We start from the raw sequence: 15,421 nt of genomic DNA, 5'->3' as shown, positions 1-15,421 counted from the left end.
ATCTTTTTAACTGTTAAGAAAATGAATTACTAATTTAAGCTATATTTGGCATTTAACCCTAAATAAGCCATGAAAAAACTACAACTTACATTATTAGTAGTGCTAACGCTAGGTTTTGTTACAAATAGTTTTTCGCAAAAAGGAAATTACGCCATACAAAATGGCTTTGGAATTGGTGGCGGCCTTACCCAGTTTAATATTGTTACCGATAATTTTACAACCAAATCGTCCAACGGGTTTTTGGGAGGCTTATCGTCAACCGTTAACATCCCTTTACAATGGTACGATATTAGTTTTGGCATGCAACTCTCTGAGAACAACATAGAAATAATGGGCAGTTCAAGCTTGGTAAGTTCGTTTAAAGAATTTATTGCGTATAAAATGTTTGCCGCTCAAGTGGCAATGTTAATGCACATAAAAGTGATTCCTGATTATTTTACTATAGAATTGGGGCCTATGTTGCAATACAACGGAAAATTAGAACTAAAGGAGAACTCTAAAAAAGGCTATATTGTTGATAATTATGTTAATTTTAATGCCGAAGATATTAGCAATATTTCGCAATTTAATATTAATGGCGCTATTGGTGCAACAGTTGGGATTAAAAACTTTAAGCTGAAAGCTCAATATATTTACGGGTTTACCAATATTTTAAAGAAATTAAATTCTGAAAACTTGCAGGCTCCAGACAACACTTTTAAATTTAAAGGAAACCAGACCATGCTGGTTTTAGGAGCTGCGGTTTTGTTTTAGCTTTTTTTGTAAGTATGTTTTTTTAAAATTCCCTCAATTTTTACCATTTTTTCGATTTGACTTTCTTCATTATTGAATTCTTCAGTTTTTATCAATTCTCTAATTTCTGTTAATTTTTCGTAAGCCTTATATTGATTGAAGTAATCTTTGTATTTTCTTCCTTTATCATCTTCATACAAATCGACAAGATGTTTTTTTTGATGCAGATTTTCTATTAAAGTTAGTGCCTCATTAAAATTTAAAAAAGGAATTTTGTAAGGCAAATAATCAATTCCTGTTTTTACTTCGCTGAATAGTTTTTTTCCTTCTTTTAAAAACTCAAAATTATATTTGGCCCGTGCGAGTAATTGCGGTACAATAAGCCCGATTATTGCAATTAAAAAACCAACGATTATTGTTTGCAATACATCGAATTGAAACTTGTAGGATTGGAATAGCTGCTCTGGTTTTAAATTCAAATTCTGAAAAAACAAAAAAGCTATTGTCAAAAAAAGTAAAGTAAGCCCTAGTCCAATCAATAAAATTTTTTTGATGTCTTTTTCCATTTACTTTTAATATTGTTACCAATTCTGTTAAGAATATTGGTTTTCACTAAATTAATTAAATAATTAGAAAGCACAAAAAAGTGGCAATTTATATAGTGAAATAAAGCGCTTCAATAATGTTTTTATAATTTACTTAAAAGCATTATTTTGCTTTTTCAATACTTTTAAATTTAAAGTAAACCAAACCACGTTGGTTTTAGGAGCTGTGGTTTTGTTTTAAAATTTAGCCTAATTTAACTTTACTTAATTTTTCAATTTTGATTAATTCTCAAAATTCTGATATTTTTTTTGCTTATTTATCACGCATCACAGTTTTGATATTGATTCTATTTATTGCATTTTTGCTCAAAATATAAATTCGAGCAGCAAATCGCTAATTAACTAATTAAATGTTAACGCAATGGGTTATAAATTACAAACCCCAAAAGGGTACTATCCGCAATTAAATATACAAGAAACAGAGCAAGCCATTAAATTGATAAAGGACTTTTTTGAGCTTAGCTTATCTTCAGAATTACGATTAAGAAGAATAACAGCACCTCTGTTCGTAAAAAAAGGCTCTGGAATTAACGATGATTTAAGCGGTATAGAGCGCCCTGTTAGCTTTCCTATAAAATCGATGAATGATGCTGAAGCAGAAATTGTGCATTCGCTTGCAAAATGGAAAAGACTGGCTTTGGCCGAATTAAGCATAGAGACCGGTTATGGCGTATATACCGATATGAATGCCATTCGCCCCGACGAAGTATTTACCAATATTCATTCTATTTATGTAGATCAGTGGGACTGGGAGCGCGTGGTCTCCAAAGAAGAAAGAACTATTGATTTTCTTAAATATGTTGTTACCAAAATTTATAGCGTTTTAAGAAGGGTTGAATACATTGTATATGAACATTACCCGCAATTAAAACCCGTTCTCCCTAAAAAAATTACTTTTATACATACGCAAGAATTGGCAGAACAATATCCAGATCTTACACCTAATGAAAGAGAAACCGAAGCTACAAAAAAATACGGCGCCCTTTTTATAATTGGAATTGGAGCACAGCTTGCGGAAGGGCGAAAGCATGATGGAAGAGCCCCGGATTATGATGACTGGAGTACAGAAACCGGAGATGGAAATAAAGGCTTAAATGGCGATATCCTGCTTTGGAACCCTGTTCTTGAACGTGCTTTTGAAATTTCGTCGATGGGGATTCGTGTTGATAAAGACGCTTTAAATAAGCAACTAGCAATTGAAGGTGCAGAAGACAGGAAAGAATTGATGTGGCATAAAATGCTACTTAATGACGAATTACCACTTTCTATTGGTGGTGGCATTGGGCAATCGCGTTTATGTATGTTTTTCTTGAAAAAAGCGCATATAGGCGAAATACAAACCAGCATTTGGCCCGAAGAAATGATTGAAAAATGCAAGCAAGCCAATATTCCTATCTTAAAATAGGGCTTTTGCTTTTAAATATATAAAAACAGGATTAAACCATTAATAATGTGGCCCTACAATTTTTAAACCTAGATACTTTTTAGGTAAATGTCTGTTTAATATGCTTTTTCTTCGCCTTTTACGGCATTTAAAAAGGTTTGAATAATAATTTTTAAATCTAAAAGCAACGACCAGTTTTCAATATAAAAAATATCGTATTTAACACGGTTAATAATATCTTTATCCTCTTCTATTTCGCCTCTAAAGCCACTTACTTGAGCTAATCCTGTGATTCCCGGTTTTACACGATGCCTAAAAATAAAGTTATATTTATCTATTTTCTTTGAATAATCATCTGTATAAGAAATCATATGGGGGCGAGGCCCTACTACGCTCATATCTCCTAAAAAAACATTTATAAATTGTGGCAACTCATCTATACTTGTTCTACGCAATATCCGTCCAGTTTTTGTAACACGCTTATCGTCTCGTTTTACGTAAGTGCCTTTTTCCTCCTCGACAACCTTTAGCGATCTATATTTAAAACATACGAACTCTTTGTAGTTTATACCGTTTCTTTTGTGCCTGTAAAACAATGGACCTTTTGATTCTAGCTTAATAACAACAAATAGAATAACAGACAGCCAAGAAAGAATAAAAACAATAACAATTAAAGAAAACAAAATATCAAAACCTCGCTTAATAAATTTGTTTATATCATTGTTTAAAGTAACTTTTGGAATGTATAGAACAGGCATATTACCATAAAAGTCTGCTTTAAGGCGCTTATTAAAAAGGTTTAGTTTGTTGGGAATAAATTTAATATTACAATGGTTAAGGTTTGCATGATTAACAACTTTATTTACTTGTTTTTCTTTCAATCCATCTATTTCACAATAAATTTCGTCAATGTTATTTCTTGCTAAATAACTAAAACTGTCTTTTATCTTTCCTGTTGCATTATTATCAAAATCGCTAAAAACAGCCTTCAAATTATATCCCAATTCTTTTTTATTAGTAAAGAAGTTTTTAAGTTCTTCTATTGCAGGACCGCTTCCAATAATAATAACATTTCTCAGGTTACCCTTTAAATACGAACGAACCTTTTTTAATATAAAATAGCTAAGAATTTTAATTGCACCTATTGCTGTTAAAGAATAAAATATATATTTCAAAACATTAAAAGCTTCGATATCAATACTTCTAAAAACACCAATGAATGCAAAAACAACTAGTAAGTAAGCTAAAAACTGCTTTATTAAAAGCGATATAATTTTGAGAATTGAAGTAAACCGGTAAACCTCATAAAATTTTAATAAAAACGCTAACAAAAGCCAAAAAAATATAGAGTAAATTATAAAAAGTAGATGTTTATTGTTAAGTAACCCAACCGAAAAAAAATATAAATTTTTAGTGTTAAAACTAAATAAATAAAACGCTAAAAAATTAATCACGAAAAGGTCGTACACCATTAAAATTGGTCTTAACAACCAAGAGTATCTACCTCGTTTATAATGCATTAATAATTATTTGTTAATTAAGCTTGTTTTTTTATGCTCGCTTTAAACAACTCTTCTTTAGGTAGAGATTTAAAGTCCTTAAAGTTTTTTTATGCTTTTGCTTTCCCGTTTTTGGCTACCAACCAAATAATTTCTTGACTAAGGTAATATCTGGTTTGTGTTTCATGGGGTTGTTTTGTGCCTGTTAGATTTATTATTTCTATAGTAAAATATTATATTATTGTTTCGTTTTACAATATTAACAGGAAACAGATAATCACTTAACAGTAATTTGTAAATACCTTCTATTTGATTGCCAATATAACAAAAAGGTCGGGTTTGCATGCCATCTCCAAAATTAGTTAAATACTCTTAAAACTTATCCAATAAATACTGAAGTTGTAATGCCATTTTGAAACCGCAGTTTTGAACCGTAGGTAATAAATATACGAACAATTCGGGTTTTCAATCAAAGAAACCTATGTTATACCATGGTTATAGATTTTTTTAAGCCTTTTGCCTGATTGTAAACTCACCACTTCACAGACCAGGTATTTATAATGCCATATACCTAAAATATTGATGCTAAAAGTATGCTAGATTTTTCACTTTTACTAAAGGGAACAGATTGTTTGTACCTAAAGTGCTTATTTTTTGGATTTGAACAAAGAATTTAATTAATTGATAGTGTAGGTCTTGTAGGTGAAGAAATTTTAAAATATAGTTTAGATAGAGGGGCTTTGGTTGTAATGAATTTCTTAGATTGTTTTCAATAAAAGAAAGTTTCGATGAGGCTCCAGGTACTATAGTTTTTTTTATCTCCAGTTATAAAACTAACTATTACAATAACCATATGCCCTTAATCTAAAAAACGCTGGCACAAATGCAAGACAAGAAATCGTGCGAAATCTGTAATTAGGTCATGTTTCATAAAAAATTAATTGCTACTTCCTATTTTATAATAAGCAAAACCAATTTTTTCAAGCTGTTGTTTATCTAAGATGCCTCTTCCATCAAATATAAAAGCTGGTTTTTGCATACTATTGTAAATGCTTTCCCAATTGTAATCTTTAAACTCGTCCCACTCGGTTAAAACAGCTATGGCATGAGCGTTTTTACAGGCTTGATAGGGGTCTGTTTTTACGGTTAACAAGGTTTTGTTTTCTTCTGAAGGTCTTGTTTTTAAATAGTCTAAATCTGCGTAAATTCGTTCTTTAGAAACTTTGGGGTCGTAAACTTCTATTTCTGCTTGTTCGCTTAAAAGGTTGTCTGCAACTTTTATGGCGGCAGACTCGCGAGTATCATTGGTGTCTTTTTTAAATGCCCAACCTAAAAATGCTATTTTTTTACCAGAAACGGTGTTGTACAAGGTGCTAACTATGTTGTCTGAAAAGCGATTTTTTTGGTGGTCGTTCATAATAATTACCTGCTCCCAGTAGTCTGCAACTTCGTTTAATCCGTAAGTTTTAGCGATGTAAACCAAGTTTAAAATATCTTTTTGAAAACAAGAACCGCCAAAGCCAACCGAGGCGTTTAAGAACTTGGGGCCAATTCTGCTATCCATTCCAATAGCTTTTGATACCTCTTTAACATCTGCTCCTGTTTTTTCGCATATTTCGGACATGGCATTTATTGAAGATACCCGCTGTGCCAAAAATGCGTTTGCCGTAAGTTTTGAAAGTTCTGAAGACCAAACGTTAGTGGTTAAAATTTGTGCTTTGGGGACCCAATTGGCATAAATATCTACCAATGCCTGAACGGCTTCATGTCCTTTTTCGGTTGACTGGTCTCCGCCAATGAGTACACGGTCTGGATTAAGCAAGTCTTGTACTGCGGTGCCTTCTGCTAAAAACTCAGGGTTTGATAATATCTGGAAATTTACGTCATTGCCAACATTATCTAAAATACTTTTTATGGCAGATGCAGTTCTTACGGGAAGTGTAGATTTTTCTACAACAATTTTATTTTGCTTTGAGACTCTGGCTATCTGTCTGGCGCAGAGCTCGATGTATTTTAAATCGGCAGCCATTCCTTTGCCTTTTCCGTAGGTTTTGGTTGGCGTGTTTACCGACATAAAAATCATTTGGGCTTCATCTATTGCTTTATCTATATCTGTGGAAAAGAACAGGTTTTTATCTCGGGTTTGTTTAACAATATCTGCAAGACCGGGTTCGAATATAGGTAAATGGTCAAGGTTTTTGGAGTTCCATGCGGCTATTCTAGCTTCATTGATATCTACAACAGTAACTTTAATATGTGGGCATTGTTTAGCTATTACCGCCATGGTTGGCCCGCCTACGTAGCCAGCGCCTATGCAGCAAATGGTTTTAATTTTCATTTTCATTCTTTTTTATAATTTTCATCCCTCTTTTTTTGGCATTATTAACTTTCTTTTTGAAACGTATTTTTCTTCTAATATTACTAAAGCTATAATCAAAACGATAAAAGAGATAGCCTAAAATAATTACGGTTATAACAAGAATTGTTACTAACCATAAATTATAGGAAGCACTTCCTAATATTATAAATAGATATACAAAAAGCAGGTTAAACCCGCCTATTATTAGGCTTGCTTTTCTGTGTGAAATTTTAAAGTAATCAATCAAAATATGGTGCGTATGGTTTCTATCAGCAGAGAAAGGGCTTTTCTTATTTGCCAATCTAATGGTAAAGACCCTAGCGGTATCAAATAAGGGAACAATTAAAATACTAATTGCGATTAATGGTATGTTTTCTATTAAAAAAGGTAAACTGTCGTATTTTTCAGGGGTTAAGGCTAAAAATTTCAATGTTAAAATACTAATAATAAAACCAACTATGAGCGATCCTGTATCTCCCATAAATATTTTTTCATTGGTTGTAGATAGGTTATACTTTAAAAAAGCGATTAAGCAGCCGTTTAATGTTAAGCTTAGCAAAAGAAAAAAGTATTCTTTTGTCATGTAAAATATGGTGGCATAAATTATTAATATTACAATGCCTACAATTGCAGCGAGACCATCAATACCATCAATTAGGTTGTAGGCATTGATAATGGTTAACATTATAAAGCCTGCTATTACATAATAAATATAGATTGGTATTTCATTAATACCTAAAAAACCATTTAATGTGTGAATGGTAAAACTCTCATTACTAATAACAAATGTTATTGCTAAAACCTGTGCAATTAACTTAGCGTAGGGAGATAGCACTACCAAGTCGTCTTTTAGCCCTACAATAAAAAGGATTGTTAAACCTGGTATAATATAGATTGGCTCATCAAACTCGCTCCATTTTTTAAGAAAAAAAAGAGCGAAAATTAAGGCATAAAAGAACGACACACCACCTAAAGTTGGAGTTTTCTTTAAATGAGAACTCCTACTGTTAGGGCTATCCATTAGGTTTTTATACTCAACTAAGCCAATAATTTTTGGTATGGTTAAAAACGTAAGTATGTACGAGCCTACAAAATATAATATCGGAAAATATAGTGGCAATATAATAATTTTAATTAACCAAAATTAGTAAATAATTTTGCTATAATGCAGGAAAATGCAATTAATTACATAAACTGGCTTTGTTATAAAAACGAAAAGAGAAGTGTATCTAGATTATTGTATGTCCAACTTCCATTTTTTAGTTTAACAATAAACCAAAGCAAAAATACTAATATAATTGGCACAAAAGAAATTTGGTTTATTGCTTTAGAAAATCTGGAGCTAAAGAGCTCTCCGTAAAAATAGAAACTCAACGGAAAAAGAAAATATATGTAGAAAGAAAAGCGCAATGCAATTTCGGTATTATAGTAATTTGAAATTATAAATAAGAACAACAGTAAGCTGATAAAAAATAATTTATATCTTTCGTATACAATATTTTTAAAATTATCAGATATGCTCTGTAGGTAAAAAAGAACAACTACAAAAAGTTGTAATGCATAATTAACCAATCCTAAATTATCGGTTTTAAAAATTCCGTCAGGATTAGATAATCTTTCTAAAACATAGGATACAACGGGCACAGAATCAAAAATTGAATGTAATGTTTCTGCATAGTAAAATAAAGAAAAAACAATAGCTAGAAACAATATAGAAATTACAAAAATTCTTAATAATTTAACTTTTTTGTTTATCGGTAAAAAAATCATTAAGAATATTAACGACGTGCTATGTGTTAAAACAGCCAAAATATAATATAAATACTTGTTCTCTTTATAAAATATTTTGCTAACTAATACGTACATAATTAAGCTAGATGCCAAAAATTGCCTCATTAAATGAGCAGATAAAGAAAATAGCATTGGAAAAAGAACTGATATGCCAATACAAAGCAAAAAAGAGTACACACTACCCTTAAGGCTTTTATGGACTTTCCATATAGATGTAAAAATCAGGTAATAAGAAATTACTGTAAATATAGCAACATACCATATAAACGATCCAGAAGTTAATTTGTATGTAACATAATTGAAAAAGTAAAAAAACTGCTCCTTTTTAAAAAGGAAAATATAATCAAAAAAGGTATTCGTTTCTACTAAATTGTACTGCCATAGGTACATTTTTAAATCATTTTCTGGAACCTTTAGTGTATTAATAATTGCTAAAAAAAGGGCTATATAGAAAAAACATATCCTAGTTAATCCTTTATTGTTACTAAAATAGAACAACGCCAAAAAACTTAGTATAGCTCCTGTAATTGGTGAAATTACAAATAGCAAACCAAGTATAACAAAAACCCCAATCCTATTTTTTATACCTAAAACTCTCATGATTTTTGGCATGAAGGTGCTCTTGAATTAAATAGACAAATTATTAAACAATAAAAACCACAAAATAAAGATATTCCTGAATACCTTTCAAATATAGATTCAAATAAAGAATTAACTGCAACAATTAGCAAAAAACCAAGAACAAATAATTTTTCATTATTACATTCTATTTTTTTCAGTACAATGCCCACAAGAGATGCAAAAATCATTATAAAGATTAAAAAACCAACTATTCCAATATCTAGTAGTACTTGTAAATATTGGTTGTGTGCATGTAATTGGTGCCTCTTGTCGTAATGCTGTTGGTTTAAAGCTACTCTTTCGTATAATTTTTTATGTGAACCTCCAGCGCCAATGCCAAGCATTGTGTTCTCTTTTATCAATTCTAAAGCTGAAAGCCAAATTATAATTCTTGTATTTGTACCTGATCTTTCTGTATTCGGCATTGCATTCAAATCCCTTACTACCATTTCTGGCTTTTCGTAGTTAAAGATGGTATTGAAAGCTTTTATTCTCGGGTTTAATAAAAAAACAGCTATTGCAATAGATAAAAGAGCTAATAAGGAAATAACTTTATTTTTAATGCCATTTATGGCATAGTATAGTTTTAAACCAAACACAAGAAACAAAACTATTATACCTGCTTTATTCAAGATTTGTACAATTACTATTGCAAACAGAAAAATTACAAGATACTGGGTTTTTTTTTTAAAAACTTTAAACCAAGACATTATTACTATCCCCAATGTTAAGTACATTGAAAAATATACTGTTTGGTGTAAAAATGAAAAGTGTTCTGAAAATAAATAATTTTCGTTATTCTTGATTGAATCAAAAAAAGTGAAATTCAAATTTGCTCGGGAATCAAATGAAAAACCAACAAAATTGAATGAGTTAAATATTGAATTAAATTCGCATAAAAGTATGGCTACCAAACATCCATATATATAATATCTTAAAACATAATGGGTATAAAACTTTAAATCTTTATCTAAAATGAAAATAAGTGGAAATGCTAAAAAAGAGGCTTTTTTTTCAAGAACAGATATTTGAAAATTTGAAGAATATAGTAATGAAACTGAGTAAATGGAATAAAATAAAATTAAAAGTAACAGTTCTTTTTTTAGGTAAACTCTTGTTTTATTATAACTTAGCAATGTTGCCAAGGTTAATAAAAGAATAATTATGGTTGAAATTTTCTGGCTAATAGGTAAAAAAAGAAAAAAACCAACATATAAAAATAATTTAGTCTGGTAAATAACATTTGTAGTTTCAGAAATCTTTTTATACTGCATTAAAAACCTTTTTTAAAATATAATACAAGTACGTCTTTAATGAAAATTGGCGTAGAAACAAAGGTTCTTCTCCAGAGCCTACTTGGGTTTTTTACTAGCCTAACCAACCATTCTAACCCTAAATATACCCAAAAACCACTTGGTCTCTTTACGGTCTCTGCATAAAAATCGAACACGGCACCAATAGAGCATATTACAGAAGCATTGATAAAGCCCTTGTTTTGAAAAGACCACTTCTCCTGTTTTGGCGCTGTCATTCCAACAAATAAGATATCTGGATTAACCGCATTTATTTTACTAATCATATCAGAATTGTCTTCTTTTGTAAATTCAGCTTTAAAAGGCGGTGAGTAAGTACCAACCGTAATTTTGGGGTACTCCTCTTTAATTTTTTTCTCTATTCTTGATAGCGTTGTATTTGTTGAGCCCAAAAAAAAGCATGTTCCTCCTTCACTATTCAACTTGTTTAATAGGTATAAAAATATATCGTGTCCGGCAATTTTTTTTATTTTTTTTGATTTCAAAAGTTTTAAAGCATAAACAATGCCTATACCATCGGGTAACAAAACATCAGATTTCAATAATGCTTCGTTAAAAACCCTATCCTGCTTGGCAATTACATAACTGTGTGGGTTAATCGTGTTAATTATGCTTTTTCCTTTTATTGAAATAGTATTTATGTTATCCTCGAAAATATTATAATCTAGTACTGATCTTTTCATAACATTGCTTTATTGTAAGCCTCTATTAAATTTTTATAATAATGTTGGCTTCTAAATTTATCATTTAGTTTTTTGTAACCTTTTTTTCCCATCTTATCGGCTATTTGAGGATGTTCCAGTAGGTATAGTATTTTTTTTCGCAGGTCCTCTGTATTGCCCGGTTTGAACAATAAACCTGTTTTATCATGTTCTACTATTTCAGGAACCCCTGCGATATCTGATGCAATAATAGCACATTTTTGAGACATCGCTTCAACTAACGATAAGCCAAATGTTTCATAACAAATGCTAGGGAAAATGATAAATTTAGAGTTTTTATAAAAACTCAACAATTCATCATTGCTTAAAAACCCAAGCAATTGAACATTTTTATATTTATCTTTTATGTGCTTATATTTTGGATGTACCGATCCTGCTAATTTAAAATTAACGTTTGGCATTTGTTTTGCCACACTTAAAATAGTTGAAATCCCTTTTTCTTCTGAAATGCGGCCAACATAACCTATATACTGATTGCCTATCTGTGTGTTTGCAGTAACTTCAACTTGTTCGCAAACATTATTAATAACCAATACTTTACTTTCATCAAAACCGTTTTTTATTAACTTTATTTTTTGAAATTCGGTTAAACATAGAAAATAATCTACATTTTTTGTGTAAAACTTAAATAGGCGAGCAGTAAAATTTCTTGCTGCATAGCCAAAACTTTTAAATATGGATTTTTCACAATTATTAATAATGGCATTCAACTCTTTTCCCTTGCCAGTACATTTTTCACAAATTTTATTTTTTGTAAAAAAAAGACCGTTTGGACAAAGCAACCTATAATTGTGAACAGTCATTATTATTGGAAGCTTAAAAGTTTTTAAATAAGGTAGCACACTTGGGGATATTAGCGGATATAGGTTGTGAATATGGATCAAATCGGGTTGCTCTGCCTTTATGATTTTTTTTAAATCACGAAATGACTTAGGGTTAAATATCGAAAATATTAGTGCTTTTAATTTTCCTAAAAACATGGTTTCCAACTCCTCACTACTTCTAAAATAAGTAACAACTTTATGCCCAGCCTCCTCTAACAATTTAATTTGAAAATAAACAACGGTTTCTTCGCCACTATGCTTTCCATATTTATTGTGAATTATCAATATTTTCATTTTTAATTTCTAAATATGTTTAAAAGTTTGTTTTTAATACGCACATAGTACGAAAAATTATAGGCAAAGGATTTTGTAATTTGAGGGTCAACTATGAGATTATCGTCAAACTGAAATTTTTTTTTATTTGAATTGTCTAAATTTGTTTGATACTCTGGTATTATATGTTTTGTATTAGAGGCTTCTTTGGCAAAACCAAAATTTATAATTTTTGATTTTGTGGGAAAAACTGTTAATCTGTTTTTTTTCCATTGATCGTAGCAAAACACTATGGCCCAAGAGCTAATTTTCTTGGACATGTTATTTTTTAACATTGAGCTCATGTCTGAGCCTCCAGCATTAAAACTGTTTCTAAGTTTAGCGTTAGAATAGAAGGAATCGAAATCTTTAACTTCCCAATCTATACCATTCCATACATGGTCCCATGTTGCCCAGCCCCAGCTTGACGCTCTTAAACCCAAATAGAAATCTTTATTTGTGTTTTCTAATACCTTAAGAGGCATTGTATATCCTGAAATGGACTGAATTCGTTCATTTTTATTGTAGTAAATTAAACCTTGGTTCATAAAGTCTAAAAAATATGGAGATGTAACCAAGTCGTCTTCTAAAACTATTACTTTTCCATGCATGCTAATAACATGGCTAACGCCTTCAATTATATTTCTCTTTAAACCATAGTTTTCGTTTCGGTTGTATATATTTATTGTCTTAAAACCTGTTGTTTTTTTTATATAATTCCTTACCTCAGAAACTTTTACTTGGTCTGACTCGTTTTTTGGGCCATCACTATATATGTATAAGATACTGCTTTTAGATAATGGATTTCTTTGAAGGGCCTCTATTGTAGCTTTAGTGTTTTTTAAACGATTATAAACAAAAATTGTTATTGGAGCTAAATTCATTGTGTACTAAATATCTTGAGAAAAAAAATCATAATTTATATATTAGAAGAGACTTTAACTTCATAAAAAAAATTCTCTTTGTCTTTGGATGAAAAAAATCGAAAAGAAATGTAGCCATTATTTGACTAAGCAATGTGGAAACTGCTGCTCCAATAATCCCATACCTCTCAATAAACAGTAAATTACCTACTATATTTATTACAAGACCTGCTAAGGTGCGCCAGAAGGAAATTCTCTGCAATCCTTCTGTTATAAACCATTTGCTACTTGCTACTCCTAAAAAAACAAAAACACTTGCCCATATATGTATTTTTAATACTTGGCTGGACTCTGTATATTCAATTCCATATAGTATCTCAATTAACCAATCTGCTAGTATTGTAATACATACTGCGCTAATTATTGAAATCTTAGAGACTAAATTAAAAAACTTTTGAATCCGGTCATAATATAAATTAATATCCTTTTTCCTGGAATTTATAATTGCGGGAAATAAAGAGCTAGACAAAACCATGGGGATAAAATAAGAAGCTTCACCCAACCTAACAGCCGCTGCATATTTACCCACGGCTTGGTTTCCAATTAAATATTGAATCATTATCTGGTCTATGCGCATGTAGAGCATTATAAATATCCCACTAAACATAAGTGGCCAACTGCTGGATAGTAGCCGCTTTGCAATTTTGAAATCAAACCTCCAGTTTGATAGGGTTTTACCTTCATTATAATAAAAATATAAAAGCGAAGAAGCTAACAAAAAAGAATCGAACAGAATTAGCAAAACAAAGCTAAGGAGTGAGCCTTTGCTATATATTAAATAAAGTTTAATTATAGTACTAATAATTAACATTATTATGTTAGAATAAACAACATATTTGCTTTTAACTTTGCTTTGAAAGAAAAAATCTATAACGTTAAAGCTTTGAAAAATCGAAGTAAGTGATATTATAATTATATATAATCCCAGAGCATCATTATCAAAAAAACAAAGTGAAATTAATAATATAATTGATATTAAAATCAGTGCGCCTGCAAGTTTAAGTCTAAAAGCAGTTCCTAATATTATTTTTGATTCATATCTATCATCAACAAGAGCCTTTACTATTATGCCATCAAGACCTAAAACAGAAAAGGGCGCGAAAATTAAAACAAAACTTATACAATAATTTAGAGCCCCAAAGTCTGCGGGACCTAAATACCTCGCCACGAAACCTCCAATAATTATTGTTGAAAAAAATTTTAAGAATTTTTCTAAGAAAAGCCAAAAAGTATTCTTTAAGTATTTGTTAAACCCTTCGTTTTTTCTGAGTTCTTTAAATTTATTAATCAATGATTTAAATACCATTTATACATTTTCTTAATACCCATTTCCAATTCTACTTTGTGTTTCCATCCCAAACCGGTTAGTTTAGAAACATCGGTTAGCTTTCGCATGGTTCCGTCTGGCTTATCGGTGTTAAAAATTAAATTTCCATTAAATCCGATTGTGTTTTTAATAGTTTCGGCTAACTCTTTTATAGAAACATCTTTTCCTGTGCCAATATTAATATGTGTATTTCTTATTTCTTTATCTTCTTTATTGTAAGTGTCCTTAAAGTCTCTGTTTTCCATTAAAAAGACGCATGCATCTGCCATATCTTCGCTCCATAAAAATTCTCGTTTTGGTTTACCTGAACCCCAAATTTCTACACTGTTTGAATTTACTCCAAAATTGTTTAAATAGGTTTTAGCCTCTTCAATAGTGCTTACACCTAAATCCTTAATAACCTCACTATCCTTTCCTTCTGATAATAGTTTTGCTAAATGGATTTTCCTGATTAAAGCTGGAAGAACATGTGATTTTTCTAAATCGAAATTATCATTTGGCCCATATAAATTGGTTGGCATTACCGATATAAAATTCGTGCCAAATTGCAAATTATAACTTTCGCACATTTTGATCCCTGCTATTTTAGCTATAGCGTAAGGCTCATTGGTATATTCTAAAGTATCTGTTAATAGATACTCTTCTTTCATGGGTTGTGGCGCATTTTTAGGATAAATACAAGTACTTCCTAAAAACAATAATTTTTTTACACCATGAACATAACTTTGATGAATCGCATTATTTTGAATCATTATGTTCTCATAAATAAAGTCCGCACGATATGTATTATTAGCTACTATACCGCCAACTTTAGCCGCTGCCAAAAATACATACTCGGGTTTTTCTTGTTTAAAAAAATCTTTTACGGCTACCTGGTTTGTTAAATCTAATTCTTTGTGTGTTCGTGTAACTAGATTAGTATATCCTTTTTCTTTAAGATTTTTTAAAATAGCACTGCCAACTAATCCACGATGACCTGCTATATATATTTTAGCGTCTGTATTCATTA

General features: G+C 30.6%; 13 protein-coding genes. 2 read left to right on the top strand and 11 right to left on the bottom strand.

From position 1 onward, the window contains the following. The first annotated feature begins 69 nt into the window (after nt 1–69). Nucleotides 70–753, top strand: a complete 684-nt coding sequence (locus tag ACFSQS_RS12150) for a hypothetical protein (protein WP_388019173.1) — start codon at nt 70–72, stop codon at nt 751–753. Here the strand turns inward: ACFSQS_RS12150 and ACFSQS_RS12145 are convergent. After that, nucleotides 750–1,298: a hypothetical protein gene (locus tag ACFSQS_RS12145; RefSeq protein ID WP_388019170.1), complete on the bottom strand. Its 549-nt coding sequence runs from the start codon at nt 1,296–1,298 to the stop codon at nt 750–752. The genes ACFSQS_RS12150 and ACFSQS_RS12145 overlap by 4 nt on opposite strands. Nucleotides 1,299–1,698: 400 nt before the next feature. Here ACFSQS_RS12145 and asnA point away from each other — a divergent pair, with 400 nt between their 5' ends. Continuing rightward, complete coding sequence (gene asnA, locus ACFSQS_RS12140; protein ID WP_388019167.1) at nt 1,699–2,742, top strand: aspartate--ammonia ligase; 1,044 nt, start codon at nt 1,699–1,701, stop codon at nt 2,740–2,742. Between the two features lie 95 nt (nt 2,743–2,837). On the opposite strand, the gene ACFSQS_RS12135 is transcribed toward asnA, so the two are convergent. From ACFSQS_RS12135 to ACFSQS_RS12090, 10 genes are all read right to left on the bottom strand, one after another. Beyond that, nucleotides 2,838–4,193 carry an exopolysaccharide biosynthesis polyprenyl glycosylphosphotransferase gene (locus ACFSQS_RS12135; RefSeq protein ID WP_388019643.1) on the bottom strand — a complete coding sequence of 452 codons (1,356 nt, stop codon included), beginning with the start codon at nt 4,191–4,193 and terminating at the stop codon, nt 2,838–2,840. Nucleotides 4,194–5,157: 964 nt separating this feature from the next. Further along, nucleotides 5,158–6,558, bottom strand: coding sequence for a UDP-glucose 6-dehydrogenase (locus ACFSQS_RS12130; protein ID WP_388019164.1), 1,401 nt, complete (start codon nt 6,556–6,558; stop codon nt 5,158–5,160). Further along, entirely contained in the window at nt 6,548–7,699 is a 1,152-nt protein-coding gene (locus ACFSQS_RS12125; protein ID WP_388019161.1) for an MraY family glycosyltransferase, read from the bottom strand. Before ACFSQS_RS12125 ends, ACFSQS_RS12130 begins: the two co-directional genes overlap by 11 nt. Before the next feature lie 83 nt (nt 7,700–7,782). Beyond that, entirely contained in the window at nt 7,783–8,970 is a 1,188-nt protein-coding gene (locus ACFSQS_RS12120; protein ID WP_388019158.1) for an EpsG family protein, read from the bottom strand. After that, the gene (locus ACFSQS_RS12115) at nt 8,967–10,265 is read right to left on the bottom strand and encodes an O-antigen ligase family protein (protein ID WP_388019155.1); all 1,299 of its coding nucleotides are present in this window, start codon (nt 10,263–10,265) and stop codon (nt 8,967–8,969) included. Before ACFSQS_RS12115 ends, ACFSQS_RS12120 begins: the two co-directional genes overlap by 4 nt. Then, nucleotides 10,265–10,987, bottom strand: a complete 723-nt coding sequence (locus ACFSQS_RS12110; protein ID WP_388019152.1) for a WecB/TagA/CpsF family glycosyltransferase — start codon at nt 10,985–10,987, stop codon at nt 10,265–10,267. Before ACFSQS_RS12110 ends, ACFSQS_RS12115 begins: the two co-directional genes overlap by 1 nt. Beyond that, complete coding sequence (locus ACFSQS_RS12105; protein WP_388019149.1) at nt 10,984–12,144, bottom strand: glycosyltransferase family 4 protein; 1,161 nt, start codon at nt 12,142–12,144, stop codon at nt 10,984–10,986. Before ACFSQS_RS12105 ends, ACFSQS_RS12110 begins: the two co-directional genes overlap by 4 nt. A gap of 2 nt (nt 12,145–12,146) precedes the next feature. After that, nucleotides 12,147–13,046, bottom strand: coding sequence for a sugar transferase (locus tag ACFSQS_RS12100; RefSeq protein ID WP_388019146.1), 900 nt, complete (start codon nt 13,044–13,046; stop codon nt 12,147–12,149). Between the two features lie 28 nt (nt 13,047–13,074). Beyond that, the gene (locus ACFSQS_RS12095) at nt 13,075–14,391 is read right to left on the bottom strand and encodes a flippase (RefSeq protein WP_388019143.1); all 1,317 of its coding nucleotides are present in this window, start codon (nt 14,389–14,391) and stop codon (nt 13,075–13,077) included. Next, nucleotides 14,373–15,419: a GDP-L-fucose synthase family protein gene (locus ACFSQS_RS12090; protein ID WP_388019140.1), complete on the bottom strand. Its 1,047-nt coding sequence runs from the start codon at nt 15,417–15,419 to the stop codon at nt 14,373–14,375. Before ACFSQS_RS12090 ends, ACFSQS_RS12095 begins: the two co-directional genes overlap by 19 nt. Nucleotides 15,420–15,421: the final 2 nt, after the last annotated feature.

It is taken from the genome of Gelatiniphilus marinus, from assembly GCF_042684345.1.
GTDB lineage: Bacteria > Bacteroidota > Bacteroidia > Flavobacteriales > Flavobacteriaceae > Gelatiniphilus > Gelatiniphilus marinus.
Note: the sequence above shows the minus strand (reverse complement) of the source record. Positions and strands in the feature narration are given on the sequence as shown.

Excerpts from the sequence above, each read along its gene's own strand:
- ACFSQS_RS12150 (WP_388019173.1), top strand. The coding sequence starts at position 70 with ATGAAAAAACTACAACTTACATTATTAGTAGTGCTAACGCTAGGTTTT.
- ACFSQS_RS12145 (WP_388019170.1), bottom strand. The coding sequence starts at position 1,298 with ATGGAAAAAGACATCAAAAAAATTTTATTGATTGGACTAGGGCTTACT.
- asnA (WP_388019167.1), top strand. The coding sequence starts at position 1,699 with ATGGGTTATAAATTACAAACCCCAAAAGGGTACTATCCGCAATTAAAT.
- ACFSQS_RS12135 (WP_388019643.1), bottom strand. The coding sequence starts at position 4,193 with ATGGTGTACGACCTTTTCGTGATTAATTTTTTAGCGTTTTATTTATTT.
- ACFSQS_RS12130 (WP_388019164.1), bottom strand. The coding sequence starts at position 6,558 with ATGAAAATTAAAACCATTTGCTGCATAGGCGCTGGCTACGTAGGCGGG.
- ACFSQS_RS12120 (WP_388019158.1), bottom strand. The coding sequence starts at position 8,970 with ATGAGAGTTTTAGGTATAAAAAATAGGATTGGGGTTTTTGTTATACTT.
- ACFSQS_RS12115 (WP_388019155.1), bottom strand. The coding sequence starts at position 10,265 with ATGCAGTATAAAAAGATTTCTGAAACTACAAATGTTATTTACCAGACT.
- ACFSQS_RS12110 (WP_388019152.1), bottom strand. The coding sequence starts at position 10,987 with ATGAAAAGATCAGTACTAGATTATAATATTTTCGAGGATAACATAAAT.
- ACFSQS_RS12105 (WP_388019149.1), bottom strand. The coding sequence starts at position 12,144 with ATGAAAATATTGATAATTCACAATAAATATGGAAAGCATAGTGGCGAA.
- ACFSQS_RS12100 (WP_388019146.1), bottom strand. The coding sequence starts at position 13,046 with ATGAATTTAGCTCCAATAACAATTTTTGTTTATAATCGTTTAAAAAAC.
- ACFSQS_RS12095 (WP_388019143.1), bottom strand. The coding sequence starts at position 14,391 with ATGGTATTTAAATCATTGATTAATAAATTTAAAGAACTCAGAAAAAAC.
- ACFSQS_RS12090 (WP_388019140.1), bottom strand. The coding sequence starts at position 15,419 with ATGAATACAGACGCTAAAATATATATAGCAGGTCATCGTGGATTAGTT.